Origin of the sequence: Sorangium sp. So ce834, from assembly GCF_051521425.1 — a bacterium.
Lineage (GTDB): Bacteria > Myxococcota_A > Polyangia > Polyangiales > Polyangiaceae > Sorangium > Sorangium cellulosum_D.
The window spans coordinates 12805634-12832585 of the sequence record NZ_CP150351.1 but is presented as its reverse complement, the minus strand read 5'-3'; the positions used below and the strand labels follow the sequence as shown (position 1 = coordinate 12832585).

The following is a 26952-nucleotide window of genomic DNA, read 5'->3' as shown; positions in this document are numbered from 1 at the left end:
ACGGTAACAGGCGAGCCGCGGAGGAGGCGCAAGGATGAACGGGGAGCCGACCGAAACCCTGACGTGCAGCGAGCCGAGCGCCGGCCGGCGGTGCGGCGAGCCGCTGGCCGCGACAGCGCACCGCGCGCCCAGCGCGCCGCAGGTGGGCGCGGCGTCGACCGCCGCCCGCATCCGCGAGGCGCCCGACACAGGGCCGCCGTGCACGGAGCCGAGCGCACCCGCATCGTGCCGTGCAAACGCGAGAGAGGCGCCCGCGCCGGCGGCGGAAGAATCCGCCGCCGCGCCACCTGCGAGCAACGGAGGCGTCGACGCGGCTCCGGCCCGCGCGAGCGTCGCGGGGCCGGGCGAGGTCTCGCCATCGCCGTCGAGGGCCCGCGCCGCGGGGCCGCGGGAAATTGCGCCATCCCCGAGGACGAGCGCCGCGGGGCCGGGCGAGGCCTCGCCATCGCTCGAGGCGAGCGCCTCGGGGCCGCGGGAGCTCCGGCCCTCCTCCGGCGACTGGCCGGCGCCGGATCGCCTGCCGTTCCCGGAGGTGGATGCGGTGGAGCCGGCGCTCCGCGCGGGGCGCCTCCGGCCGCCGCTCGAGCCGCTGGAGCAGGCGAAGGCCGCGCTCCGGGACCGGACACGGCAGCTCCCCGTCCTGCGCCTCGACTCCCCGGATTTCGATTGCGCCCACGTCCGGGTGCGCGAGGTGCGCGGCACCGAGGCCATCGGCCAGCTCTTCTCGTTCGACATCGACGTCGTGTGCAGCGACGGCGCCGAGCTCTCGATCGAGCAGGTGCTCGGGGCGACCGCATCGCTCGTGTTCGAGGTCGAGGGCGCGGACGAGCGGACCGTGCACGGCCTGATCGCCGCGGTGGAGGACCGGCACGAGACGGAGACCGCCCACCGCTCCTACCGGCTCCGGCTCGCGCCGCGGGCGTTCCGCGCGACGCTGGTGGAGCTCCAGCAGGTCTTCCTCGACGTCAGCGTGCCGGAGCTCATCCAGCAGAAGCTCGCGATGGTGGGGCTCGGGCCCGACGACGTGACGATGCGCCTCTACCGCGATCACCCCGCGCGGGAGATGATCGTCCAGTACAAGGAGACCGATCTGGCCTTCATCTCGCGGCTCGCCGAGCACCTCGGCATCTCCTTCTTCTTCGAGCACGAGTCCGGGCGCGACGTGATGGTGTTCACCGACGAGCAGGTGGGCTTTTCGCCGCTGCCGGGGGGCGACGCGGTGGTGTTCCGGCCGCGGGGCGAGCGGCGCGACGTGTTCGAGCTCAAGGAGCAGGCCATCGCCTTTCCCGCGACGTACGTCATGCAGGAATACAACTACCGGACGCCGAGGGTCGATCTCACGGCGACCCACGAGTCGGCGGCGGGCCTCGGGGGCGGCGTCGTCGAGTACGGCGCCCACCACAAGACGCCGGACGAGGGGCAGCAGCTGGCGCGGATCCGCGCGGAGGAGCGGGCCTCGGCGAGCCGCTACTTCGAGTGCCGGAGCGACGAGCTCCGGCTGCTCCCGGGGGCCGTCCTCGCGATCGAGGGCCACCCGCGGCTCGATGGGCAGCGGTTTCTGATCGTCGAGGTGGAGCACCGCGCGGTGCAGCCGGTGGCCATCGAGGGCGAGGGCGGGCGCGAGCAGGAGTACGTCAATCGCGCGCGGCTGGCGCGCGCCGAGCAGGCCTACCGCCCCCCGCGGGCGACGCCGCGGCCGAAGATCCACGGGGTGGTGTCGGCGCTCGTCGAGCCGCTCCCGGACGGAGAGATCGGCAAGACGTCGCCGATCGACGAGCAGGGGCGCTACAGGGTGCGCTTCCATTTCGACGCGGGGGATCCCGCCTCGCGCGCGTTTCCCTCGCGGCTCGTGCGGATGATCCAGCCGCACGCCGGGCCGAATTACGGCATCCATTTCCCGCTCAAGCCCGGGATCGAGGTGCTCCTGGTCTTCGTGGACGGAGACCCCGATCGGCCGATGATCGTGGGCGCCGCGCCCAACCCGATCACGCCGTCACCGGTGACCCGGGAGGTGAACCTGATGCACCGGATCGAGACGTCGACCGGCATCCTCATCGAGATGAGGGACTGCCCGCCGCGGAGCTGACGGCGCCTCCGCCCCCTGCGCGGCTGAGCGGCGCTCCCCGCACAGGAGACGGGCCCAGATCGGCGTTTTCGGCGCGCAGGCGCACGAAAGGGCGCTGAGCACCGAAAACGTCGAGGTGGGCCCGTCTCCGAAGCGGGGAGCGCCGCTCAGCGCTTGCGGCTGGCGCGGCTGCTCAGGCGGCTGATCGCGTCGCCGGCGGCCCAGGCGACGCGGGCGGCCGCGTTGAGGGAGCGGACCACCGCCTCGGGCACCTGCGCGATCAGCCGCTCGAGATCGACGGGGCCGTCGATCGACGGCAAGAGCTGCTCCATCAGCTCGGCGAACAGGTCGTACTTGCGCGACAGGTCGTCGAGCCGCGCGCGCATCGCGTCGGCCTCCGGGCCCTCGGCGTCGCCGAGCAGCGCGAGCGCGCGCCGCGCGAGCGCGCGCTTGTCCTGCACCACGCGGCGCAGGCGGCCGAGGTAGGCGCCGACGATGACGTCGGGGTACTTGCCGCGCAGCGCGAACGAGTCGTGCCGCGCCCCCGACTCCCGCCGGCGCTCGATGATCCCGGCCGCCTCGAGGCCGCGCAGGTTCGCGAAGATGTTGCTCTTGGAGCGGCCGAGCTCCTGGCTGAGCTCATCCATCGAGCGCGGCACATCCGCCAGGTAGAGGGCCGCGACAACCTGCCCCCCGAGCCGCGTGATGCCGGGGAACGAGGCGGCGATCTCGGCGCCGACCCCCTCGAGCAGCGCCTGCCGCGCGGCCGCGACCCGCTCGTCCGAGGCCCGCCCGTCGCCCCCCTCGCTCGCTGCGGGCGGCTGCGGCGGGTGCGCTGTCGACAACGTGGGCCTGCGGGCGGTCATGATGGGTGACTCACATAACGATCTTTCGGGAAAGCGCCAAGCGGCCAGCGCGCCCCGCGCCCCCGCCGCGCTCCTCCCTTCGCGCCCGGAACGCGCCCCCTGTACGCCCGGAGCGCGCTCGCAGCGCGCTCGCAGCGCGCTCGCAGCGCGTCTCCCTGCGCCGCTTTCCGGTGCCGCGCCGGAGCCCGCTCAGGAGTCGTCGGTGCAGAGGCCGGCGAAACCGCCGCGCGGCTGCCCCTTGTAGATCTCGACCGGGCACCCGCCCCAGCGCGAGACCATCTCGCCCACGTCGATGGCCAGGCTGCTCGACCAGTCCCGCGCCCCGTCGAAGCGGGCCCGGATGATCCCGTTCGGATCGATGATCCACGTCTCCGGGTAGAGCTGCGTGCCGTACTGGTCCAGCACGACCTTGGACTCGGGGTCGAAGAGCACCGGGAACGGCGGATCCCCGTTCAGGGCCACCTTGAGCGCGTCCCGCACGTCGTCCGGCCCCTCGTCGGTCGAGATCGTGAGGACGACGAAGTCCTTCCGCGACTGGGCGATCCGGCCGAGCTCCGCGAGCGCCGGCATCTCCTGCAGGCACGGCGCGCAGGTCTTGGTCCAGAAGTTCAAGAAGACCGTCTTGCCCCGGAACGACGACAGCCGGACCGGCTTGCCGTTCATGTCCGGCAGCTCGAAATCCGGCGCGAGCCGGTTGCGGCCGGCGTACGCGGGGCGCAGCGCGCACATGGCCTTGCAGCCGGTGCTGCGCTGGTCGTTCTGCGCCGCGTGCACGAAGCCGTACACGGCGACGGCCGCGACGAGGATGAAGAGGATCTGCGCGATGGTCGTCCACTTCACGGGAGTGGGCATAGCCTAGCGCGGCGCGGGGCGAAAGCGGGGCGAAGCGTCCCGGCGCCGCCGAAGATCACTCCTGTCGCTCCGGCCCGGCGAGCAGCCGCTCGAGCCGCCGCTCGTCGACGCGGTATTTCATGATCTTCCGCCCATCCAGCTCGACGACGGGGACCTCCCAGTCGTACAGCGCCCGCTTCTCCGGCCCGGCCTCGCGGTCCAGGTCGACCACGGCGAGCTCGAACGGGAGGCGGGCGCGCACGCGCTCGAGCGCCGCGTGGGCGTCCTCGCACAGGTGGCAGCGCTCGCGCGTGAACAGGGTCACCGTCTTCATCCGCTCCTCCGGGACGCGCGGCCCCTCCCTCACCCCGCCGCGAGCAGCGGCAGGCTCTTTTGACGCGGCGGCTCCGGGCGCTTGATCCTCTCGAACGCGCGCTCGTAATCGCGGAACGAGCCGCCCGCGTGCACCGCCTGCAGCACCGCGCGCCCCTCGGCCTCGCCGCCGGCGGCGAGCACCGCCTCGACCCACGCCCAGCGCGCGCTCGTGGCGCGCACGTCGGCGCGGCCGCGCAGCCCGCGGCGGAGCCGGTCGAGCCGCTTGTTCACGACGTCGATCCCCGCGAAGCGCGCGCCGTGGAGCGGCGTGTTGCGCTTCGGGCAGAAGGGCGCGATCCCGAGCGCGACCGGCACGATCCGGGAGAGCTCCGTGACGAACGCGACGCACTCGTCGACGTCGGCGTCGGTCTCGCCGGGGACGCCGACCATGAGGTACAGCTTGAGCCGGTTCATCCCGTGCTGCCGCGCGAGCTCGGCCGCCCGCTGGAGGTGCCTCGGCCGCGCGCGCCGCTCGAGCGTCTCCCGGACGCGCTCGCTCGTGCCATCCATCGCCGTCGTGAGCGTCTTGTAGCCCGCGAGCCGCAGCGCGCCGACGAACTCGTCGGTGAGCCGGTCCGGCCGGAGGCTGCTCAGCCCGACCTCGCAGCCCCGCTCGGCGAGCGTCCGGACCACCTCGACGATCTTCGGGTGATCGCTGACCGCGGCGCCGACAAGGCCGACGCGCCTCGCGTCCTCGGGGACGAGCCCGAGGAGGCGGTCCTTCGGGACGATGCGCATGCCGCCGTTGGTCGAGCGGCGCATCACGCAGTAGGTGCACCCGCGCGAGCAGCCCCGCTCCGCCTCGATGAGGAACATGTTCGAGAGCTCGGTCTCCTCGGCGCGGATCGGCGACCAGGCGGGCAGCAGCGCGTCGTCGCACTGGGCGACCGGGGGCATCTCCGCGCCGTGGCGCGCGGGGACGAAGACGTGGGGGACGCCCGCCAGCGCGTCGAGCGCCGCCTCGCGCGAGGGGGCGTCCCGCAGCAGGCGGAGCACCTCCACGGCCAGCGTGTCGGCCTCGCCCATGAGGATCGCGTCGGCGAACGGCGCGAGCGGCAGCGGGTTGGAGAACGTGAGCGGACCGCCCGCGAGGACGAACGGGTGGCGGCCGTCGCGCTCCTCCCGGAGCGCCGGCAGCCCGGCGAGCTCGAGCAGGCGGACGACCCCGGCGATCTCGAGCTCGTACGCCACCGAGAGCGCGATGACCGGAAAGTCGGAGAGGGGACGGAGCCCCTCGTACGTGACCGGAGCGCCCTCGGCGCCCACGCCCTCGTCGTCCGGCAGGAAGGCGCGCTCGCACGCCATGCCGGGCTCGGCCTGGATCAGCTTGTAGATCTGGAGAAAGCCGAGCGAGCTCATGCCAGCCCGGTACGGGGACGGGTAAGACAGCGCGACGCGGAAGGGCGCCTGCTTGTCGATACGACCGATCTCGCTCGCGAGCCGGCGGCGGATCGTGGTCGTCATCGCGCTACGAGACATCGCCGGAGCGTCCCTCAGGGGGCGTCCAGGCGCAAGGACACGGGCGGCGAACGGCGCCGTCCGGAGCCCGGGGCCGGGCTCGGCGGCCGGCCCGGGCGGGACCAGAGGACGCGCTCGCCGTCGGTCTCCCAGACCAGGGCGCCGCCGCGGTCCATGCGCGAGATCGCCACGCCCCGGGCCGACAGGCGGGAGAGCACCTCGGGGCTCGGGTGCCCGAAGCGGTTGCGGACGCCGCAGGACACGGCGGCGACCGAGGGGTCGACGGCCGCGAGGAGCGCCGCGCCGGTCGAGGTCCGGCTGCCGTGGTGCCCCACCTTGAGCAGATCGGCGCGGAGCGCGGCGCCGTGGCGCGAGACGAGCGCGTCCTCGGCCTCGTGCTCCGCGTCGCCCACGAGCAGCGCGGAGCGAGCCCCGTAGGTGATGCGCAGGACGAAGGAGTTGTCGTTGGCGCCCCGGTCGGGGTGGAGCTCGGGGCACGGCGCGAGCACCTCGATCGTCGCCCCCGAGAGCACCCGCGGCGTGCCGCACAGCGACGCGGGCCGCACGATGGGCACGCCGCGCCGGCGCAGGTCCGAGAGCAGCCTCGCGTAGACCGGGCCCGCGCCCTCGGCCTCGCCCTGGCCGGTGTCCCAGAGCTCGCCGACCTCCACGCCCTCGACCACGGCGGGCAGGCCGCCGAAGTGGTCCGGGTGCGGGTGCGACAGGACGATCGCGTCGAGGCGCGCGCGGCGGCGCGATCGCAGGAGCGGCCGGATGACGCGCGCCCCGGGATCGACCGGGCTGCCCACGAAGCCGCCCGCGTCGACGAGCATCGCGCCGCCCTCCGGCAGGTCGATGAGGATGGCGTCGCCCTGCCCCACGTCGAGGACGTTGACGCGCAGCACGCCGCGCGGCGCGCCAGCGCGCACGGCGACGACCTCGAGCGCGAGCCACGCGGCGGCGCCGGCCGCGAGCGCGGCGAGCCGGCGGCCGCGGCGCTCCGCGGCCCACGCGAGCGCGATCGCGGCGGCGAGCGCGGCCAGCTGGGCGGGCGACGGCTCGGGCAGGCGCAGCACCACGCCGGTCTCCGCCGAGGCGCGGGCGACGGCGCGCACCGCGAGCAGCGCGCCCGACCCGACGAGCGCGCACCCGCGCTCGACCGGCGGCGCCCACGCGAGCACGGCGTGCGCGAGGCAGAACGGGAGCGCCGCCAGCTCGCCGATCGGCGCGGCCACCACGTTCGCCGCCACGCCGAGCAGCGGGAACGTCTCGCCGTTCATGAGCAGCAGCGGCGTACACCCGAACATGGCGGCGAGCGTCGTCGCCAGCGGCTCGAGGACCTTGCGCGCGAGCGCGCGCGGCGACGCGTCGAGCGGCGCGCGCTCCACGCAGCCGCCGCCGTCGCCGCCGCCCTCCCCTCGCCCGCCGGGGACGAGCAGCGCGGCGAGCGGCCGCTGCAGCCAGAGCAGCCCGGCGGTCGCCGCCGCGGAGAGGCCGAACGAGAGATCGCACGCGATCAGCGGATCGACGGCGGCGGCGCCCGCGAGCGACAGGGCGAAGTTGCGGACGCCCACCGGGCGGAGGCCCAGGAGCCGGGCGCCCATGGCGCAGCTGAGCATCGCCGCCGCGCGCATCGCCGATCCGCCGCCGCCGGCGAAGTCGGCGTAGAGCCACGCGGCCGGCACGCACAGCGCCGCGGTGATGCGGCCCGCGTCCCACCGGGCAGCGATCGGGCCGACGCGGACGAGGAGCGCGCGCAGGACCGCGGCGAAGCCCGCCACCGCGAGGATCAGGTGCGTCCCCGAGACCGCGAGCAGGTGGGCGAGGCCGCTCTCGCGGAAGGCGTCCTGGTCCTCGGGCGTGAGGTCGGTCTCGCCGAGCACGAGCGCGCGTCCGAGCGCGGCCGCGTCGGGGTGGAACGTGGCCTCGATGCGCGCCCGCACCGCGGCCCGCGCGCGGTCGACCGCCGCCCCGATCGAGCGCCCCTCCAGCGTCCGCCGCGCGTCGACGATCGTCCCGCTCGCGACGATCCCGCTCCGCGCGATCGCGGCGGTCGCGTCCCGGAGCCCCTCGTTGCGGAACAGGTGGATCGGCGCGAGGTCGACGACGACCTCGATCCGGTCGCCCCGCGCGAGATCCAGCGGCGCTCCGTAGAGGCGCGCCCGGAGCGGCCCCGGCAGCGCTCGCCCGCCGCACGCCCCGCCGGTGAGCTCCACGTCGACGCGCGCGCTCGGCGCCTCGCCGGCCTCGTCGGAGCGCCGCTGCGCCGTCCCGACCACGACCGGCGAGCCGACGACCGCGGCCGTCACCTCGCAGCGCGCCGGCGGATGCAGCAGATCGGCGGCGCCATCGTAGAGGCCGCTCGCTCCGTCGAGCAGCGCGCGGGCGCGGAGGCCGCTGACGGCGAGCGCGACCGCGGCGGCGGCGAGCGCCGCGCGGCCGGCCCGGCGGCGGAGCGCCGCCGCGGCGAGCGCCGCGCCGAGCGCGGTGGGGATCGGGGAGAGGGCGAGCGGGGCGCCCGCGGCGAGCGCGAGCCCGAAGAGCAGGACCGGATCGATCACGGCCGCACCGCCCCGCAACACCCGGGCCGCGCGCGTTTCCGCGGCTTTTCACGATGGATACGGCCGCCAGGTCCCTGGCGCCGCCATGGCGGATCCGGGGGACGTCGGTACCTTGAGGACCCTGCAAGAGCTCCGGGACGGTCTCTCGATGTAGTGCATGCAACGAGTCGAGTCGTTCAACGCGCGTGGCGCGCGTGCATGACCGCACATTCCCCTCTAGAATCATCGGCTCGGCGCGTCGCCTCACGGCTCGCACCTACATTGCAGTACTTGGAGGCTAGCGATGTCGTTTTGGTCGCCCAGAGTCACCTTGATTCTTGCCTTGGGACTCGCTGCTACGGCGTGCAGCTCGGCCCTGGAGGAGCTCCCCGATGAGACCGGAGAGGCGCGAGATGCCATCCAGGACGGTTATCTGGACGACGGCGACAGGGCCGTCGTGGGCATCTACAACGATGAGATCGGCGCGATCTGCACCGGCAGCCTGATCGCCCCGAACGTGGTGCTGACGGCCCGGCACTGCGTATCGGACATGGCCAATGAGCTGGACGGCCAGATCACCTGCCGGAGCACGAGGTTCACGGACACGCACCTGGCGCGGCGGATCTTCGTGACGACCGACGCGGAGATCGGCAGGTCCTCGCGCTACTACAGCGGCAGCGAGATCGTGCTGCTCCCCGGCACCGGGGCGGACAGATTCTGCGGCAACGACCAGGCGATCCTGATCCTGGACGAGCTGATCCCGGAGAGCGAAGCCGTGCCGCTCGTCCCGCGCGTCGACGTGCCCCTGGAGAGGGGCGAGGAGTACTACGCCATCGGCTTCGGCGCGACGAACGACCTGAGCACCGGCGCGGGCCTGCGGCGGCGCCGCGACAACCTCTTCATCGACTGCGTGGCCGACGGCTGCCCGGCGTCCGTGGTGAAGCCGACCGAGTGGGTCGGGGACACGGGCATCTGCGAGGGGGACTCGGGCGGCCCCAGCCTCGACCTGATGCACCGCGTGATCGGCGTGACCTCGCGCGGGGCCGAGGGCTGCGAGTATCCGATTTACGGCTATGTGTACGGCTGGGCGGAATGGATTAAGGAGGCGACCCTGCATGCCGCCGACGTCGGAGGTTACACGGCGCCCCGCTGGGCGACCGGCTTCCCCACCGATCCGATCTACTCGGCGGAGATCGGGGGCGCCTGCGAGCAGCCGGAGCAGTGCTCGACGAACGCGTGCCTCGACGGCTACTGCACCCGCCCCTGCACCGAGATCGCGACGTGCCCGAGCGGCTACAGCTGCAACGACGATCTCGGCTTCTGCGCGAAGCTCCCGGAGCCGCCGCCCGAGGACGACGTCGAAGCGGACGGGGAGGACGAGGCGCCTGCCGGGTCGTGCAGCATCCAGCCACGGCCTGACCCGACGAAGCCGGTCCCCTGGCTGCTCGGCGCGGCCGGCCTGGGCGCCGTGGCGAGCCTGCGGCGGCGCCGCAGCCGGGATCGGCTTGGCTGAAGGGCGGCGCTCATCGATGCCGCGCGCCGCGCTCCCGCACGGAGCCGCGCTCCCGCACGGAGCCGCGCTCCCGCGGCGGGCCGCGCTCGCGGCGCTCGCGGCGGTCGCGCTCGCGGCGTGCGGGCGCCGGGCCCCGGCGGCGCAGGGCGGAGCGCGCGTCGTCTCCCTCTCGCCCAGCACCACCGAGGCGGTCTGCGCGATCGGCGCCGGCGCGGCGCTCGTCGGCCGCTCCCGCCACTGCGACTACCCGCCCGAGGTGCTCCGCCTGCCCAGCGTCGGCGGCTACGCCGATCCGAGCATCGAGGCGATCATCGCGCTCTCGCCGACCCTCGTCGTCGGCGCCCGCGGCCCCGCGGGGCCGGCGCTGGAAGAGGCGCTCCGCGGGCACGGGATCGCGACGTGCTTCCCCGAGACCGAGTCGCTCGCCCAGATCGAGGAGATGCTCGCGGAGCTCGGCCGGCGGCTCGACGCGGCCCCCGGCGCCGAGCAGGCGATCGCCCGGATCCGCGCCCGCCGCCAGGAGGTCGAGCAGGCCGTGAAGGGGCGACCGCGCGTCCGGGTCGCCCTGCTGTTCGACACCTCGCCCATCTTCGCCGCGGGTCCCGGCAGCTTCGCCGATGAGCTCATCCGGCTCGCCGGCGGCGAGAACGCGATCGCCCGCGGCGGCGCCTATCCGTCGATCAGCGTCGAGCACCTGCTCGCGCTGGATCCCGACGTGCTGCTCGACGGCACGGCCGGCGTCGACGGCGCCGACGGCGTCGACCCGCCGCGCGCGCAAGGCGCCCCCAGGCTGGCGATGCTCCGGGACGCGCCCGGCTGGAGATCCCTGCGCGCCGTGCGCGAGGGGCGCGTGCGCCCGCTCCGCACCGACGTCGTGCTGCGCCCGGGGCCGCGCATCGGCGACGGGCTCGCCGCGGTCGCCCGGGCGCTCCACGGCGACGCGCTCTCGCTCTCCGACGCGGCGGCTGCCCCCGCCCCGGGCGGCGGCGGGGGCCTCGCTCCCCCTTCGCCGGCGGGGGCGCCGTGACCCGCGTCCGCGCCGACGCGCTGCTCGTCGCCCGCAAGCTCGCCGCCTCGCGCACCGAGGCGCAGGCGCTGATCATGGCCGGCAAGGTCACCTCCGGGCCGCGCCGCATCGACAAGCCGGGCACGCTGCTCCCGGAGGACGCCGAGGTCCACGTCGCGTCGGGCCCCCGGTTCGTCTCGCGCGGCGGTGACAAGCTCGAGCACGCGCTCGCCGCGTTCGCGGCGCAGCACGGCCTCGACGTCGCCGGGAAGACGTGCGTCGACGTGGGCGCCTCGACCGGCGGCTTCACCGACTGCCTGCTCCAGCGCGGCGCGGCGCGGGTGTTCGCGGTCGACGTCGGCTACGGCCAGCTCGCCAGCAAGCTCCGCGCCGATCCCCGCGTCGAGGTGCGCGATCGGGTCAACGCGCGCGAGCTCCGGCGCGAGGACTTCGACTGCCCCATCGATCTCGTGGTGGTCGACGCGTCCTTCATCAGCATCTCTCGGCTCATCGAGGCGATCGCCCGCCTGCTCCGCCCCTCCGGCGATCTCGTCGCGCTGATCAAGCCGCAGTTCGAGGCGGGCCGCGAGGCCGCCGCCCGCGGGCGCGGCGTCATCCGCGACGAGGCGACCCGCCTCGCGGCGATCGCCGAGGCGCGCCAGGCCATCGAGGCCGCGGGCTTCTCCGTGGTCGGGGAGGTCGACAGCGCGGTGCGCGGGCCGAAGGGGAACGTCGAGCACTTCGTCCACGCGCGCCGCGCCGGCTAGCCGCGCCGGCTGCGCTGCGCCGGCTGCCTGCAGCGGCCCCGCGGGGCGCGGCGCCCCGGCTGGTGGGCTGCGCGCTACGCGGCGCGCCGCGGCAGCCGGCCGCGTTAGCCCCGACGCCGCGCGGGCCGGCGGCGGGCTCGACCGGCGAAATCCATGGAGAATCGAACACTTAAGAGGGCCGGCGCCGAGCGCGTCGCGGCCAGAGATAGCTGACGTGCCGCGTAGACAATGGTAGACGCGATGAGTACACGCGCTCAGGGCCGCTGCGTGGGCGGCCATGGCCACCGGCGGGCGGACCCCCACGCGAGGCGGCCCGGCGACAGGGAGGACGACAGCATGCTCGGACGACGGGGTTTGGTGAGGATGATCGCCGGGGCGCTCGCGCTGAGCGCGATGGCGCTCGGGTGCGGCAAGAAGAGCGAGGGCTCGGGCGGCGACCCGGCCAAGCACGCCAAGGACGACCCCGAGTGGAAGGTCGGCGCCTACTTCAGCCTCTCGGGCGAAGAGACGGCGTTCGGCGTCGACTCGAAGGAGGGCGTCGACCTCGCCATCGACGAGATCAACAAAGCGGGCGGGGTCAAGGGCAAGCCGATCAACGTCCTCTACGAGGACAACAAGTCGAAGCCCGAGGAGGCGACCAACAAGGTCCTGCAGCTGATCGACCGGGATCACGTGCTCGCCCTCCTCGGCGAGGTCGCCTCGTCCCGGTCGCGCGCGGGCGGCATCGTCGCGAACAAGAAGAAGGTGCCGATGATCTCGCCGTCGTCCACGAACCCGGACGTGACGAAGGTCGGCCCCTTCGTGTTCCGCGCCTGCTTCACGGACGACGTGCAGGGCCAGATGGGCGCGAAGTTCATCGTGAACACGCTCGGCAAGAAGAAGGTCGGCCTCCTCTTCGCCTCCGACGATCTCTACTCCTCGGGCCTCGCCAACGAGTTCCGCGCCGAGATGAAGCGCCTCGGCGGGGAGATCGTCATGGAGAAGAGCTTCCTCAAGAAGGAGACCAATTTCACGACGTACATCAACGAGCTCAAGTCGGCGAGCCCGGAGATGATCTACGCGCCGATCTATTACACCTCGATGGCCCCGATCGCGCGGCAGGCGAAGGCCGCGGGCGTGCCGGGCAGCATGTTCGTCGGCACCGACGGGTGGGACGCGAACGAGCTCTTGCGCGACGCCGCGGAGGAGCTCGACGGCGCGTACTTCACGAACCACTACGCGCCGGACGTCCCCTGGCCCAACTCGCAGGCGTTCGTGAAGAAGTACCAGGAGCGGTACAAGCGCACGCCGTCGAGCATGGCCGCCCAGGCCTACGACGCGGCCAGGCTGCTCGCCGACGCGATGGGCCGCGCCAAGGAGATGACGCCGGACGACATCCGCCAGGCCATCCAGGACACCAAGGGGTTCCAGGGCGCGACGGGGGTCATCACCATCGATGAGAACCGCAACGCCGACAAGCCGGTCGTGATTGTCCGGATCAAGGACAAGCAGTTTACCTACTACGCGACGGTCAACGAGAAGGCCGCGAAGCAGTAGTGGTCGTGCCGCGCGCGCGGGCTCCGCCCCGCGCGCGTGGTGAAGGGGTCTCCATGGAGAAGATCGTGAATGCCCTGATCACGGGGCTCGCCCAGGGGTCGATGATCGCCCTCGTCGCCCTCGGCTACACGATGGTTTACGGCATCCTCAAGCTCATCAACTTCGCTCATAGCGAGGTGTTCATGATGGGCGCCTTCGCCGGGCTGTTCGGGATCGCGGCGTTCGGAGGCCAGGACGCGCCGCTGTTCGCGGGCGTGGCCGGCACCCTCTGCGCGATGGCGTTCGCGGGCGTGCTCGGGGTCCTGGTCGAGCGGGTGGCGTACGCGCCGCTGCGATCCCGGGGGCGCGGCCTCGCCAACACCCGGATCACGCCGCTGGTCACGGCGCTCGGGATGAGCGTCCTCCTCCAGAACCTGGCGCAGCTCCTCTTCACCGCGCGCTACCGCGGCTATCCGCAGCTCTTGCCGATCGAGCACACGCGCAAGGTGATCTTCATCACCTCGATCGTCGTGATGATCGGCCTGGAGCTGCTCGTGCGGCGCACCTGGACGGGCAAGGCGATGCGCGCGCTCAGCGTGAACGTCGAGGCCGCCCGGCTGATGGGCATCCGCACGAACCGCATCATCGCGCTGACCTTCGTCACGGGCTCGATGCTCGCGGCGGTGGGCGCGGTGCTCTACTGCCTGGATCAGTCGCAGGTGTATCCCACGATGGGCGTGGTGATCGGCAACCGGGCCTTCGTGGCGGCGGTCATCGGCGGCATCGGCAACATCACGGGCGCGATGCTCGGGGGCATGCTGATCGGGGTCATCGGCGAGATGACGAAGCTCACGCCCTACTCGGGCTTGCAGGACGTCCTCGTGTTCGCGGTGCTGATCGGGGTGCTCCTCGTGAAGCCGACGGGGCTGCTCGGCACGACGAGAACCGAGAAGGTGTAGCGCTCGGCGAGACGGCGCCGTCGCGCCCGGCCGACGCGCCGCCGTGGCGCGCCGGCCGACAACGCCGCGCGCCGCTGCGGTATGCTCGGCGCATGCGACGCCTCGCTCTCGTCGTGCCGCTCGCGCTGCTCGCGGCGTGCACCGCGGCGCCCCCGGCCAACTGGGCCCGCGGCGGCGCGCTGCTCGACATCCCGCGCGCGCGCTGGGTGCACGGAAACCTCGCGGTCGACGTCCTGCCCGACGGCAAGATCCTCGTGAACGGCGAGCACCAGCTCAACGTGGATCGCGGCGGGCGGGTGTTCGGCCTGGAGGCCGAGCCGCTGGCGTTGCTCGAGCCGGACGGCCGGGTCATCGGCCCGAACGACGACCCGCTGGGCCAGATCGGCGTGCTGCACGCGTCGCTGCCGGGCGAGGCGAGCGCGTGGCTCACGGTCGCCCAGAGCGGCGCGGTGATCCGCTACGTCGAGGAGGGCGAGCGGGAGCCGTTCGGCGTCTGGCTGGGGTGCGGCGTGACGCCGCGCGCGCACCAGACCTGCACGCTGATCACGCACCTGCTCGGGCTGCGCATCCGCAAGCTGGAGCGGCAGACCACGACCGAGCCGGTGGGGCTGGGGTTCGGGAGCGGGCTCGGGCTCGGGTTCGGGGCGGGGACGCCGTTTCCCTGATCCCGCTCGGACATCGGCTCTCCGTGCGCCGCGCGGCGGCTCCGAGGGCCTATCGCGGGTCAGGGGATCAGGGGCGGCGTCGGATCAACGAGCTCGCGATCTCACTTCAACAACCACCCAAACAGCATTCGTTTGGTGGTGTCGCGGGCGACCGTCGCGAGCGAGTCGACCAGCGGGATCTCCTTCGGGCACACCTCGACGCAGTTCTGCGATTTGCCGCAATCGGTGATCCCGCCCTCGCCCATCACCGACTCCAGGCGCTCGCCCGCGTGCATCGCCCCGGAAGGGTGCATGTTGTAGAGCCGCACCAGGTTGATCGCGAAGGCGCCGACGAACTTCGTCCCATCATTGTACTGCGGGCACGCCTCGACGCAGCAGCCGCACGTCATGCAGCGGGAGAGCGGATACCGCTCCTCCTGCCGCTCCGGCGACTCGCGCGGACCCGGGCCGAGCTCGTGCGTGCCGTCGATGTCGATCCACGCGCGGACCCGCTTCATGTCCTCGAACATCCGGCTCCGGTCCACGAGCAGGTCGCGCACCAGCGGGAACTTGGACATCGGCTCCAGCGTGATCACCTCGCCCTTCGGCGCGATCTGATCGACGAGCGCCGAGCAGGCCTGTCGGACCCGGCCGTTGATCACCATCGTGCACGAGCCGCACACCTCCTCCAGGCACACCGCCTCCCAGACGACCGGCGCCACCTCCTTGCCGTCCACGGTCCGCGGATCCCGCTGGATCTGCTGGAGCGCGCTGATGACGTTCATCTGCGGCAGGTACGGGACCTTGAACTCCTCCCAGCGCCGCGTCTCCGGACGATCCGCGGTGTCCTGCCGCCGCACGCGCAGGTGCACCAGCCGGCCCTCGCCCCGCGCCTCGGCCGGCGCCGCCGCCCCGTTCGCCTTGTCTCCGCTCGCCTTGGCCATCCTACACGCTCTTCTGCGACAGCTTCCCCGTCGCCTGCGCGCTCGCCGCGCCCGCCTGCTCGTACTTGCGCTCCCGCGGCGCCACCAGCGACGTGTCCACCGCGTCGGTCACGTGGATCGACTGGCCGGCGCACGCGTAGTCGAACGCGCGGATGAACCTCACGGCGCCCTTCTCCTCGTGGCGCGCCAGCGTCGTGCGCTGCCACTCGGCGTCGTTCCGCGCCGGGAACTCCGGCTTGTAGTGCGCCCCGCGCGACTCGTCGCGGTTCCTCGCCCCCTGCGCAATGACCCGCGCGAGCACCAGCATGTTCTCGAGGTGCCGCACGAACTGCGCCCCCTGGTTCACCCGCGGGGCCGTGTCCGTGCTCTTGATCCGCCCCGCCCGCTCCTCGAGCTCGCCGAGCTTCTCGAGCACCCGGTCGAGCGTGGCGTTGTCGCGCTCGATCGTGCAGTCGCGCAGCATCGTCTCGCCGAGCTCCTGGTGCAGCCGGTACGCGTTCTCCGGCTGCTTCGCGTCCTGGTTCTGCGTCAGGATGCGCTGGTAGTCGGCCTCGGCGCGCTTCTCGGCCTTGTCGAAGATCGAGCGCGGCAGGTCCAGGGCGCTCCGCTTGATGCTCTTCTGATACGTCGCGACCGCAGGACCGCACACCATGCCGCCGTAGATGCACGAGAGCAGCGAGTTGGCGCCGAGCCGGTTGGCCCCGTGGTACTGGTATTCCACCTCGCCCACCGCGTAGAGGCCCGGGATGCTCGTCGCGTGGTTGCGCGGCGACCCCGCCTTGAGCGATCCCCGCGCGTCCGCCTCGTAGTCGACCCACAGGCCGCCCATCGAGTAATGGACCGCCGGGAAGACCTTCATCGGGTTCTTGTACGGGTCGGTGCCCGCGAACTTCTCGTAGATCTCGAGGATGCCCGCGAGCTTCGCCCGGAGGAACTTCTCGTCCTTGTGGGTCAGGTCGAGGTAGACCTCGTTCTCGTTCCGGCCCGTCGCGGCGCTCCAGATGCCGCGCCCCTCGTGGAAGCACGTCCGGAAGATCGCGCGCGACGCGATGTCCCGCGGGACGAGGTTGCCGTAGCCGGGGTACATCCGCTCGAGGAAGTAGTCGCGCTCCCTCTCGGGGATGTCCCGCGCGCTCCGCGTCTCGCCCTTGTCCTTCGGCACCCAGACGCGGCCGCCCTCGCCGCGCGCGCTCTCCGAGATGAGCCGCAGCTTGTCCGCGCCCGGGATCGCCGTCGGGTGCACCTGGATGAACTCGCCGTTCGCGTACACCGCGCCCTGCTGGTAGACCGCCGACGCGGCCGTCCCCGTGCAGATGACGCTCAGCGTGGAGCGGCCGAAGACGATGCCGCAGCCGCCCGTCGCGAGCACGACCGCGTCGCCGGTGAACGCGCGGATCTGCATCGTCTTCAGGTCCTGCGCGACGCAGCCGACGCACGTGCCGGAGTCGTCGAGGATCGCCTCGATGAAGTCCCAGAACTCGTGCTTCCGGACCATCTTCTCGCCCGGGATCGCCACGCCGTGCTCGTCGGTCACGTCGGCGAGCTCGAACCGCCGCACCTGCTCGTCGAGCGCGTAGAGCAGCTGCTGCCCCGTCGTCGCGCCCGCGAACGCCGTGCGGTGGTACAGCGTGCCGCCGAACCGGCGGAAGTCGAGCAGGCCCTCGGGCGTCCGGTTGAACGGCACGCCCATGCGATCGAGCATGTACACGATGCCGGGCGCGGCCTCGGCCATCCCCTTGATCGGCGGCTGGTTCGCGAGGAAATCGCCGCCGTAGGCGGTCTCCTCGAGGTGCACCTGGGGGCTGTCCCCCTCGCCCTTCGTGTTCACCGAGGCGTTGATGCCGCCCTGCGCGCACACCGAGTGCGAGCGCTTCACCGGCACGAGGGAGATCAGGTCGACCGGGACCTTCGCCTCGCACAGCTTGATCACCGTCATCAGGCCGGCGAGGCCGCCCCCGACGACGATCACGCGCCGAACCTTCCCCCCCTCGCTCCTCGTCGTGCTCTTCGCGGCCATGTTCGATCCCGATGCTCCCGCGCCGCTCCCACCCGGGCGCGGCCGATACGATGGTCAGTGCGAGGCCGGCGCGGCCAGCGCGGCGCGCCCGGGCCCGGCGGCGATCTCCGCGCACGTGCGCGCGCCCTCCGCGGCCGGGCTCGGCGTGCCGGGGAACGGCGCGCCGGTCGCGAAGTAGATCACGGTGTTGGCGCCGAGCACGAAGACCGCGAGGCCGACCGCGCCGAAGACCACCGCGGCCATCCGCTGCGCCCGGCGCGACACGGTGACCCCCCACGAGAAGCAGAAGCCCCAGAGGCCGTTGGCGAAGTGGAACACGCTCGCCGCGATGCCGAAGATGTAGACGAGCGCGATCACCGGGACGCCGCCCACGGTCGACGCCATGTCGGCGCACAGCCGCGGGTAGAACTCCTCGGGCGCCATCCGGCCCAGCCACTTCTGCGCCCAGTACTGCCAGAGGTGGAACGCGATGAACGCGAACGCGAGCACCCCCGTGACCCGCTGCATCGTGTACATCCAGTTGCGCGAGAACGTGTAGCTGCCGACGTTCGGCTTGCCCTCGAGCACCAGCTTGACCCCGTAGAGGGCGTGGAACGCGAGCGGCAGCACGACGAGCCCGATCTCGAGCACCGGCAGGTACGGCATGTGCGAGATCTCGGAGACCGCCGCGTCGAACCGCTCCTGCCCCTGGAGCGCCTTCGCGTTCGTCCAGAAGTGGAAGAGCAGGAAACCGCCCACGGGGAGGGCGCCGGTGAGAGAATGCAGCTTGCGCAGGAGAAAGGACCGGCGGCTCTTGTGGAAGAGCGATCTCGCGGGGGTTGCCTCGGACACGCTGACCTCGATGGAAGGCGGGCGCGGCGGGTGTATGGGATGCCCCGGGTGACGTCAAGGTGAACGCAGTCGACAATTCTGGCCGGTTTTCCGCTGCCTTCGGCGCGTCGACCGGCGGCGCGCCCGGGCGGCGCGCCGCGCGGCGACGGCGGCGGCTCCTCGCCGGTGTGCCGGCGATCGCTGGCGCGGCGCTGATCGCGCTCGGCGCGGCGATCGCCGGCGCCGGCTGCGGCGCGCAGGACGGCGCCGAGGCGGTGAGCCCGGCGCTCGGCGGGTCGCCCGAGGCCCAGGCCGAGCTGCGCCGCATCCTCTCGCGCTTCGCGAGCGGCGCGCGCGCCGAGCGCATCGCGCTCGAGCCGGAGCTGCTCGCCTTCCGCGGCCGCCACGCGGGCGACGGCCTCGCGCGCCTCGCGACCGCCCACCTCGCGTGGATCGCGCTGGAGCGAGGCGACCTCCGCCGCGCCGAGGCGCTCGCGGCCGAGGTCGAAGCCGAGGGGCCGGGCGCGACCGGGGACCTCGCGCGCGTGCTCCGCGGCGCGGCGCTCCGGCGCGACGGCAAGCCGAAGCCGGCCTTCGGGGTGCTGCGCCCGCTGGTGAGCAAGGTCATCGACGCGTACGTCCGCTCGCTCCTCAACGAGGAGGTCACGACCGCCGCGATGGAGGCGGGCGCGTGGACGCAGGCGATCGAGCTGATGGGCGTGTGGCTGCGCGAGGCGGACGACGACGACCGCGCCGCGATCCGGGCGCAGATCGGGGCGCTCCTGCGCAAGGTGCCGCTCGCCCACCTCGTCGCCGCGATGCGCGCCGGCGAGGCGGCCGGCGAGGTCGTGGACCCGCAGGTCGACCTGCGCTCGCTGGTCGCCGAGCGCCTCGCGATCGTCGCCCGCGAGCGGCGCGACGTGGCGCTCGCGAAGGAGCTGCTCGACCGGGCCGGCGCGCTGCTCGGCAACCAGGGCGACGCGATCTCGGAGCTCGCGGCCGGCGCGGGGACGGCGCGCGTCGAGCCGCCCACGGTGGGCCTCCTCTTGTCGACGCGCACGTCCGAGTCGCGCCGGCGGGGCGTCGAGATGGCGGCCGGCGTGGCGCACGGGCTCGGGCTGCTGAGGCCCGGGTCGGACGCGCGGCTCGTGAGCCGCGACGACGGCGGCCAGGGCAGCGTCGACGAGGCGCTGAGCAGCCTCACCGCCGAGGGCGCCGCGGTGCTGATCGCCGGCTCCGATCGCGAGCAGGCGACCGCGGTGGCGAAGTTCGCGCGGGCGAACGCGATCCCGGTGCTGCTCGTCCACCCGCCGGAGCCGGCGGCGCTCGACGGCGCGTTCGTGTTCGTCGTGGGCGAGGAGCCCGCGCGGGGCGTCGAGGTGCTGGCCGCCGCGCTCGCGGAGCGGGGCGCGAGGCCGGTGGCGCTCGTGGGCGGCGCCGCCGGCGCGCCGGCCCCGGCGCTGGCCGAGCGCGGCGTCGCGCTCGCGCTCCCGTGCGACGCGGCCTTCGATCCGCGCGCCCTCCGGCCGCCGGCGGTCCGGGGGATCATCCTGGCCGGGGACGCGCCGTGCGCGGAGCAAGCGATCCGCGCCGCGCCGCGCGCGGTGACGCTCGCGCTCGGCTTCGAGACGGCCGTGCCGCCGCCGCCCGGATCGCTCGTCGCGACGGCGGGGCTCTTCCCGCTCGTCGCGGCGCCCGCGGGCGCGCAGCGTCCGCCGGGCGCTGGCGACGCGAGCGCGCCCGCGGGCGCGCCGGGCGCGAGCGCCGCGCTCGCGGTGTGGCTCGCCACCCACCCGTCGCCGCCGAGCTTCTGGGCGGCGCTCGGGCGCGACGCCGGCGTCCTCGCCTGGGCCGGCGTGCAGCGGCTGCCGAAGACGGGCACCGAGGACCCGGCCGAGGTGAAGGCGCGGCGCCTCGCGGCGGCGAGCGCCCTGAGCAGCGCGACGGTGGAGCTCTGGACGACGTCGGCGACCGGCTTCGGCGGAAAGCGCGTGCTGCCGAGGGTGGTCGGCTACCGCGAGATCGAGAAGGCGCGATGAGCGGGGCGAGCCGCCGGACGAGCGCGCGGCCGCCGCGCGGGGCCGCGCGCCTGGCCGGCGCCTGGCCGGCGCCTGGTCGCCGCGCGTGGCGGCCCGCCTCGCCGGCGCCTTGCCGCCGTGCGGGCCGCGTGCGTGGCGTGGAGAGCGTGCCGCCGCGTCGTCCCGGGGCTGCTCCGGCGCCGCGGGGGGCGTAGCATGCGCCGCATGATCCGCCGAGCCCTCTCCTGTGCCGCCGCCGCCGCGCTGACGGCGATCGCCCCGGCCGCGCTCGCCGATCGCGTGGCGGTGCTCCCCGCGCGCGGCGGCACCGACGAGGCCGCCCGGAGCGCCGCGCAGGCCGAGGTCGCGGCCGGGCTCGCCGCCCTCGGCCACACCGCGGTGCCGGACGGCGCGGTCGCGGCCGCGCTCAAGGGCGTGGCCGACGGCGTCGCCGACACCACGGACGAGTACCGCGCCGTGAGCGCGCAAACGGGCGCGGACTGGGTCCTGAGCGGCACCGTCGAGCCGGCGGTCACGACCGCCAGGGTCGAGCTCACCGCGTACCTCGCCTCGACCGGCCGGGTCGAGTCGGTCGCGCGGGAGGTCGACCGGGACCGGTCGGCCCAGCAGACGCAGGAGATGCTTGCGGTGCTCCTCCGCCCCGAGGGCGTCGGCGTCGGCGAGCTCCCCTGGGAGCGCCCCGCGGGCGCCGCGCCGCCGCCCGCGCCCTCGTCCGCCGGCGCCACGGTGCTGCCGCCGGTGCCTGCGCCGCCGCCGGCGCCGCCCGCGGACGAGGTGCAGATGGCGTACCCGCTCGGGCCCGAGCGGGTCTGGCCTGCGTACTCGGGCGGGCGCCGCTTCGCCCTGTCCGCGTCGCTCGGGGCCGCCGTCGCGGCGGCGCGCCTCCCGGGCGCGAGCGGCAGCGCGGCCTCGCTGGTCGGGGCGGCGCGCGCGGCCTACGCGGTCGGCGATCGCGGGCTCGAGCTGTTCGCCGGCGGCGGCGGCAACCTGGTCGGGCCGTTCGCCGGCTGGATCGAGGGCGGCGCGCGCCTGATGCTGACGCCCAGCCGGACGCCCGAGGGCGGCGCGTGGCGCGCCTTCCCGCTCCACGTCGGCCCCGCGCTCCACGCCGGCGCGTTCTTCCGGTCGGGCGCGGGCGCCGTGGGCCCGGGCGGCGCGACGTACCGCGGCGACCTCGAGGTGCACCCGCTGATCGGGGCGTCGCTCGACGTCGCGCTCGCGTTGAGCCCCTCGGTGCAGCTCGAGGCGCAGCTCGGCAACCTCCGGTGGGTTCCCACGGGGGACGGCTCCCTGCTCCTGCTCGGCGCGACGCTCGGCGCGGGGGCGCGGTTCTGACGCATGCGCGTCGAGCTGCCGAGCCGCCGCAGCACCATCCGCCTCGCGCGCGCGCTCGCCGACCGCCTCGCGGGCGGCGATCTGGTGGTCCTCGCCGGCGACCTCGGCGCCGGGAAGACGTTCTTCGCCCGCGCCCTGTGCCGGGCGCTCGGCGTGCCGCCGGAGCTGCCGATCACGAGCCCGACGTTCACGCTGGTCCACGAGCACGAGGGCCGCGTCCCGATCGCGCACGCCGACGCCTACCGCCTCGGCGGCGCCTCCCCTGCGGAGGGCGCGCCCAGCGGCGCGGCCGCGGAGCTCGCTCAGCTCGGGCTGCGCGAGCGCCGCGCGGAGGGGGCGCTCGTCATCGTGGAGTGGGGCGAGCCGTTCGTGGAGGCGCTCGGCGGCGACGCGCTCCTGATCCACCTCGCCGCGCCCGAGGACGCCGCGGCGCCCGGCCGCGCCGCCGACATCCGGGCGACCGGCGCGCGGAGCGGCGAGGTGCTCGCGGCGCTCGAGGCCGCGCTGCGACGCTCCGTCGGATCGCGAGGATCCGGCCCGAGCGCTGCGTGAGGGGCGCCGAGCGGCCGGAGGCTGGAGGGAGCGGGCGGCGGCCGCTGTATCCCCGGGCGAGCTCGACGGGCGGCGCGCCGGCGCGAGCGGCGCTACGCAGCGCGGGCGAGCGGGCGCACCGGGTCAACGCGAGCCCGACCCCGTGCGCGGCGGCGTTGCGTGATACAAGAGCGCACGGTGAAGGAAGGCGCTGAGACCAGCCGGAGCGAGCTGCTCACCAAGGCGCTGGAGCCGGCCCTCGCGTTCTTCGACAACATCGGCAACATCGTCACGCTGACGTTCCAGACGCTCGTCTGGCTCGTGCGCCCGCCGTTTCGCCCCGCGCAGTTCCTGGCGGCGATGGACTTCATGGGCGCGCAGTCGGTCTTCATCGTCGGCCTGACCGGCGTCTTCAGCGGCATGGTCGTGACGCTGCAGACGTCCTACGCGCTGCGCGCGTTCAGCGCCGAGGGCCGCGTCGGCGGCCTCGTCGCGGTCTCGCTGGCCCGCGAGCTCGCGCCGGTCTTCTCGGCGATCATGGTCACCGCCCGCGCCGGCAGCGCCATGGCCGCCGAGCTCGGCAACATGCGCGTCACCGAGCAGATCGACGCGATCGCGACGATGGGCGTGAGCCCCGTGCAGTACCTGCTCTCGCCCCGCCTCTTCGCCGCGACGGTGATGCTCCCGCTCCTGTGCATCCTCTACACGAGCGTCGGCATGTGCGGCTCGTACCTCGTCGCCGTGCTCTGGCTCGGCGGCGACGAGGGCGCGTTCTTCCAGAGCATCCGCGACTTCGCCTTGCCCAAGGACATCTCGATGGGGCTCATCAAGGCGTGCGTCTTCGGCTTCATCGTCTCGTCGATCTCGTGCCGCCACGGCTTCTTCGCCTCGGGCGGCGCGCGCGGCGTCGGCGTCGCGACCACGCGCGCCGTCGTCGAGAGCTGCGTCACCGTGCTCGTCACGAACTACATCCTGACGCAGCTGCTGCTCGACATGTGAGCCGCGCGGCCCGCCCCTCCCTCACCGCGCGCTGCGCGCTCGGGGAGAGGACCCCGCTACGCTCGCCGAGCCCGGCGAGTCGATCGACGACACCGAGGCGACCGAGCCGGAGCAATCTGGCACACCGACAAGGGCTTCCGGCGCGCATCCGAGACCTTCCGGCGCGCTCCGGAAGCTTCCGTCGCCGAAACGAAGCCTTCCGGCGCGTTCGTGAGCACGACATTTCGCGCACTTGGGAGTGCCGGCCCTGCTCGCGGCGCCGTCCGGCATTCGCCGGAGCACCAATTTCCGGCGAATTTCGCGTCCCGCCCCGCGTCGGAAGCCTCCGGCCCGCGACGGAAGCCTTCGTTCCCGTGACGGAAGCCTTCGTTCCCGTGACGGAAGCCTTCGTTCCCGTGACGGAAGCCTTCGTTCCCGTGACGTTGCCTCTCCCGTGTCCACCGTAGGCCCCCGGCGAGGGTGTTCTCGGCGCGGGGCAGGGGGGTGGGGATGGGCCGATGTTTGAGCCCGAGATGTGAGCCATCCGGCTTGCCGGATGGCTCACATCTCGGGCGAGTCCGGCGGGGCCCCACCCCCCTGCCCCGCGCCGAGAACACCCTCGCCGGGGGCCGGGCCTACCGCAGCGTGCTCGGCGGATCAGGCTCCCGCAGCGCGATCAGCGCCGGCGAGAGCTGCACCGGGTACCGCGCCGGCGCCCGCAGGTGCGCCACCGCGTGCGGCAGCAGCTGCCGCGCCGCGATCGAGCGCTCGCGCCCCGCGCTCGGCGGCTCGGGCGCCTCCAGGGCGTGCCCGCCGCGCATCACCGCGCGCGCGAGCGGCGCGAGCCGCGCGGCCCCGAGCGAGCGCGGCGCCAGCATCCGCTCGTGCGCCAGGTGGATCACGTCGCAGGCCGCGCGCCCCGCCTCGTCGTAGTAGCGCGCCACCATCTTGCGCCCCGCGATCACGTCGCCGCGATCGCTCGTCCCCTGCCGCAGCGCCCACGCGCCCGCCTCCTCGAGCGCCACGAGCTCGTACCGCGCCGCGGGCGGCGCGCCCTCGGGCTCCGCGAGCCCCGTCGCGATCCAGCCGCCGGCCGTCGTCCCCACGCGCCGCGCCTCGAGGAGCAGCGCCTCCTCCTCGCGGCCCCCGAGGTCGACCATCCGATCGGCGTACCAGGGCCAGCTGCCTTCGAGCGGCGACGGCGGCGGCGCGAGCTCGCCGAGCTCGATCCCCGCCTCGCCGCGGAACGGGATCCCGAGCGCCGTGGCCGCGAGCGCGCTCGTCGTCGCCGCCGCCCCGCCCACGTGCGCCGCGCGGGCGAGCGCCAGCGCCTCCTCGGCGAACGGCACCCGCGCCGACGACCCGTCGACGATCGCGCCGCCGTCCGCCGCGATGTGGAGCCGCGCCGCCCGCGTCGCCGCGGCCGTGCCCCGGCGGAGCGCCGGCACGAGCAGCGCGCCCGCGAGGAGCGCCTCGATGAACGGCCCCTCCACCGTGACGACCGGCGTGCCCGGGAAGGCGATCGTCCCGTCGGGCATCGCGTCGATGTCGACCGAGATCGGCGCGCCGGCGAGCCGCTCCACGAGCGCGTCGCTCAGGCCGCAGGCCGCGCGCGCCGCGAAGACCGCCCCCGCGTCGAGGCGCGCGTCGTCCACCGCGAGCGCGTCGAGCGCCGCCTCGACGCCCGCGACCACGAGGAAGCCCGTGTGGGGCGGCATCGCCGTGAAGGCGAGCTCGAAGCTCGCGCGCCGGTCGGCGACCCCCGCGTGGAGCAGGCGATCGGCGTCGAGCAGCGCGCGTCCGTCGGTGAGCAGCGGGCTCGCTCGCAGCATGGCCGCCGGCATCGGCGTCGCTCAGAGCCGCGCGGCCAGCGTCCGGGTGCCGGCGACCGTCGAGGCCTCGTCGAAGAGGAACGGCAGGATCACGGTCGGCAGGTCGAGCTCGCGGCGCAGGCGGGCCAGGCTCTCGTGCTGCACCGACTCGCGCATCGCCCGCCGCGCGCCGGCCACGACGGCGCTCTCGGCGGTGTGCGCCGCGCGCGCCGGCGCCTCGATGTCGAGCCGCCCCGGATCGCCGAGGAGCGCCCGCCGCTCCTCGGGCGAGAACAGCGGCGGCAGCACGCCGTTGATGATCAGCCGGTGGACCGGCAGGCCGAGCTCGCCCCGCACCTCCGCCACGAGCTCGACGGTCTCGGTGGCCGGCATCTCCTCCGGGAGCGTCACCACGACGACCCCGCTCCGCGCGGGGTCCCTGAACATCGCCCACGCCGCCTCGGCGTCCCGGCGCAGGATGCCCGGCGGCGCCACGTCGAGGATCACCTTGGGCACGCGCAGCATGTCCACGCCGTGCCCGGTCGCGGGCGCGTCGAGCAGGACCACGTCGAAGCGGTGGGAGCCGTCCGGGAGCAGCTCGGTCGTGTGGAACCAGGCCTTGCCGAGCATCGCCCACTCGAACAGCCCCGGCACCGCGCGGAAGAAGGTGCGCGTGTACTTGTTGTCGAACACGAGATCGGCGGCGGCGCGCACCTTGAGGACCATCTCGCCGTACTCCCTGAGGGCCTTGTCCGGCGAGATGTTCACGGCCCACACGCGCTCGGCCACGTGGGTGACCTCCTGGCCGATCGGCTTCGTGCCGAGGATGGCCGAGAGCCGCTCCTTCGTGTTGCACATCGCGACGAGGACGCGCTTGCCGCGGGCGGCGAAGGCGAGGGCGAGCGCGCCGGAGATCGTCGTCTTCCCGACGCCTCCCTTGCCGGTCACGAACAGGAAGCGCCGGCCCTCGAGCTCCGGCAGATCCTGGCCGAGCCCGCCCGCTTCTGAGGCTAGATGGGCGCTGGTCATTTCCGCGGCAGCGGAGTTAGGCGCAAGCTCAGGCGAAGGCAACCCGGATCAAGGAAGCGGCCTCTGCTATGCATCGCGTATGCGCATCACCGAGCGACACCTCGAACCGCTGAACCGACGCTTCCAGGGCGCGTCGCCCGTCGAGCTCCTGAGCTTCGTCCGCGAGACCTTCGGCCCCCGCGCGGCCATCATGAGCAGCATGCAGCGGGCCGGGACCGCGCTGTGCCACGTGGCCGATCGGGCCGGGCTCTCCTTCGACGTCCTCTTCGTCGACACCGGCGTGCTCCACGCCGAGACGCTCGCCACGCGCGACGAGCTCGCGCGCACCCACCCGAACCTGCGCGTCGTCACGCTCTCGCCCGAGCGCACCTTCGCGCAGCAGACGCGCGACGAGGGGCTGCTCTACCTCTCGAAGGAGGGCCAGGAGCGGTGCTGCGACCTCCGCAAGTCGGCCCCGCTCCACGCCATCCGGGGCCGCTACGACGCGCTCGTCGCCGCGCTCCGCCGGGGCGAGGGCGGCGCCCGCGCCAAGGTCGCGCCGTTCGGCCTCGACCCCGCGAACAACGTCCTCCGCGTCCACCCGTTCGCGTCGCTGAGCGGCGAGGAGCTCGACGCGTACTTCGCGGCGCACCCGGACGCGATCGAGAACCCGCTGCACGCGATGGGCTTCCGCACCATCGGCTGCTTCCCGTGCACGACGCCCGTCTTGCCCGACGAGCCCGAGCGCGCCGGCCGCTGGCGCCACCTGGCGAGCGTCGAGTACTGCGGCATCAACCCGGTCGACCGGGGCGAGGCCGACGGCGGCGTCGACCTCGACGACCGGTACGAGCGCCTCTTCGCCGCGTGACGATCCGCCTGCGCCTCTTCGCCGCGTGACGATCCGCCTGCGAAACCCGGTTCGCGGCAGCTCGATCTTGAC

The 26952-nt window shown here is 74.3% G+C and carries 22 protein-coding genes; 12 read left to right on the top strand and 10 right to left on the bottom strand.

Annotation, left to right across the window (positions count from 1 at the left end):
• The first annotated feature begins 34 nt into the window (after nt 1-34).
• Nucleotides 35-2086 carry a type VI secretion system tip protein TssI/VgrG gene (gene tssI / locus WMF20_RS46960; RefSeq protein WP_437608226.1) on the top strand — a complete coding sequence of 684 codons (2052 nt, stop codon included), beginning with the start codon at nt 35-37 and terminating at the stop codon, nt 2084-2086.
• 146 nt (nt 2087-2232) lie between these two features.
• On the opposite strand, the gene WMF20_RS46955 is transcribed toward tssI, so the two are convergent.
• The 5 genes from WMF20_RS46955 to WMF20_RS46935 form a co-directional block, all read right to left on the bottom strand.
• The gene (locus WMF20_RS46955) at nt 2233-2931 is read right to left on the bottom strand and encodes a GbsR/MarR family transcriptional regulator (RefSeq protein WP_129580343.1); all 699 of its coding nucleotides are present in this window, start codon (nt 2929-2931) and stop codon (nt 2233-2235) included.
• A 189-nt stretch (nt 2932-3120) separates the two neighbouring features.
• Nucleotides 3121-3771: a TlpA family protein disulfide reductase gene (locus tag WMF20_RS46950; protein WP_236644295.1), complete on the bottom strand. Its 651-nt coding sequence runs from the start codon at nt 3769-3771 to the stop codon at nt 3121-3123.
• Between the two features lie 67 nt (nt 3772-3838).
• Nucleotides 3839-4096 (bottom strand): glutaredoxin family protein, encoded by a 258-nt coding sequence (locus WMF20_RS46945; RefSeq protein WP_129580342.1) that lies wholly within the window; start codon nt 4094-4096, stop codon nt 3839-3841.
• A 29-nt stretch (nt 4097-4125) separates the two neighbouring features.
• Complete coding sequence (locus WMF20_RS46940) at nt 4126-5601, bottom strand: B12-binding domain-containing radical SAM protein (RefSeq protein WP_437608225.1); 1476 nt, start codon at nt 5599-5601, stop codon at nt 4126-4128.
• A 29-nt stretch (nt 5602-5630) separates the two neighbouring features.
• Entirely contained in the window at nt 5631-8156 is a 2526-nt protein-coding gene (locus WMF20_RS46935) for a DNA internalization-related competence protein ComEC/Rec2 (protein ID WP_437608224.1), read from the bottom strand.
• Nucleotides 8157-8478: 322 nt separating this feature from the next.
• On the opposite strand from WMF20_RS46935, the gene WMF20_RS46930 reads away from it, so the two are divergent.
• The 6 genes from WMF20_RS46930 (at nt 8479) to WMF20_RS46905 (ending at nt 14560) form a co-directional block, all read left to right on the top strand.
• The gene (locus WMF20_RS46930) at nt 8479-9648 is read left to right on the top strand and encodes a trypsin-like serine peptidase (protein WP_237244737.1); all 1170 of its coding nucleotides are present in this window, start codon (nt 8479-8481) and stop codon (nt 9646-9648) included.
• 16 nt (nt 9649-9664) lie between these two features.
• Entirely contained in the window at nt 9665-10675 is a 1011-nt protein-coding gene (locus tag WMF20_RS46925; protein ID WP_437608223.1) for an ABC transporter substrate-binding protein, read from the top strand.
• Nucleotides 10672-11421 (top strand): TlyA family RNA methyltransferase, encoded by a 750-nt coding sequence (locus tag WMF20_RS46920; RefSeq protein WP_129580338.1) that lies wholly within the window; start codon nt 10672-10674, stop codon nt 11419-11421. Before WMF20_RS46925 ends, WMF20_RS46920 begins: the two co-directional genes overlap by 4 nt.
• Before the next feature lie 336 nt (nt 11422-11757).
• On the top strand, nt 11758-12957 hold the full coding sequence (locus tag WMF20_RS46915) for an ABC transporter substrate-binding protein (protein ID WP_165374546.1): 1200 nt from the start codon (nt 11758-11760) through the stop codon (nt 12955-12957).
• 53 nt (nt 12958-13010) lie between these two features.
• Nucleotides 13011-13895 carry a branched-chain amino acid ABC transporter permease gene (locus WMF20_RS46910; protein ID WP_437608222.1) on the top strand — a complete coding sequence of 295 codons (885 nt, stop codon included), beginning with the start codon at nt 13011-13013 and terminating at the stop codon, nt 13893-13895.
• Nucleotides 13896-13987: 92 nt separating this feature from the next.
• Complete coding sequence (locus tag WMF20_RS46905; RefSeq protein WP_437608221.1) at nt 13988-14560, top strand: hypothetical protein; 573 nt, start codon at nt 13988-13990, stop codon at nt 14558-14560.
• A gap of 101 nt (nt 14561-14661) precedes the next feature.
• Here WMF20_RS46905 and sdhB read toward each other — a convergent pair whose 3' ends face one another.
• Genes sdhB through WMF20_RS46890 form a run of 3 tightly spaced genes read right to left on the bottom strand, consistent with a single transcriptional unit; the run spans nt 14662 to nt 18331 of the window.
• On the bottom strand, nt 14662-15483 hold the full coding sequence (sdhB, locus tag WMF20_RS46900; RefSeq protein WP_129580335.1) for a succinate dehydrogenase iron-sulfur subunit: 822 nt from the start codon (nt 15481-15483) through the stop codon (nt 14662-14664).
• Between the two features lies 1 nt (nt 15484).
• The gene (gene sdhA / locus WMF20_RS46895) at nt 15485-17500 is read right to left on the bottom strand and encodes a succinate dehydrogenase flavoprotein subunit (RefSeq protein WP_437608220.1); all 2016 of its coding nucleotides are present in this window, start codon (nt 17498-17500) and stop codon (nt 15485-15487) included.
• A 54-nt stretch (nt 17501-17554) separates the two neighbouring features.
• Nucleotides 17555-18331 carry a succinate dehydrogenase gene (locus tag WMF20_RS46890; RefSeq protein WP_129580333.1) on the bottom strand — a complete coding sequence of 259 codons (777 nt, stop codon included), beginning with the start codon at nt 18329-18331 and terminating at the stop codon, nt 17555-17557.
• 167 nt (nt 18332-18498) lie between these two features.
• Between WMF20_RS46890 and WMF20_RS46885 the strand changes: the two genes are divergently transcribed.
• From WMF20_RS46885 to WMF20_RS46870, 4 genes are all read left to right on the top strand, one after another.
• On the top strand, nt 18499-20349 hold the full coding sequence (locus WMF20_RS46885; RefSeq protein WP_437608219.1) for an ABC transporter substrate-binding protein: 1851 nt from the start codon (nt 18499-18501) through the stop codon (nt 20347-20349).
• 204 nt (nt 20350-20553) lie between these two features.
• Nucleotides 20554-21684 carry a hypothetical protein gene (locus WMF20_RS46880; protein ID WP_437608218.1) on the top strand — a complete coding sequence of 377 codons (1131 nt, stop codon included), beginning with the start codon at nt 20554-20556 and terminating at the stop codon, nt 21682-21684.
• Nucleotides 21685-21687: 3 nt separating this feature from the next.
• Nucleotides 21688-22236, top strand: a complete 549-nt coding sequence (gene tsaE / locus WMF20_RS46875) for a tRNA (adenosine(37)-N6)-threonylcarbamoyltransferase complex ATPase subunit type 1 TsaE (protein ID WP_437608217.1) — start codon at nt 21688-21690, stop codon at nt 22234-22236.
• A gap of 177 nt (nt 22237-22413) precedes the next feature.
• Entirely contained in the window at nt 22414-23214 is an 801-nt protein-coding gene (locus WMF20_RS46870; protein WP_437608216.1) for an MlaE family ABC transporter permease, read from the top strand.
• Between the two features lie 614 nt (nt 23215-23828).
• Here the strand turns inward: WMF20_RS46870 and WMF20_RS46865 are convergent.
• Both WMF20_RS46865 and WMF20_RS46860 read right to left on the bottom strand, forming a co-directional pair.
• Entirely contained in the window at nt 23829-25025 is a 1197-nt protein-coding gene (locus tag WMF20_RS46865; protein WP_437608215.1) for a hypothetical protein, read from the bottom strand.
• A 21-nt stretch (nt 25026-25046) separates the two neighbouring features.
• Entirely contained in the window at nt 25047-26033 is a 987-nt protein-coding gene (locus WMF20_RS46860) for an ArsA family ATPase (protein ID WP_437608214.1), read from the bottom strand.
• Between the two features lie 79 nt (nt 26034-26112).
• Here WMF20_RS46860 and WMF20_RS46855 point away from each other — a divergent pair, with 79 nt between their 5' ends.
• Nucleotides 26113-26880, top strand: a complete 768-nt coding sequence (locus tag WMF20_RS46855) for a phosphoadenylyl-sulfate reductase (RefSeq protein ID WP_129580323.1) — start codon at nt 26113-26115, stop codon at nt 26878-26880.
• Nucleotides 26881-26952: the final 72 nt, after the last annotated feature.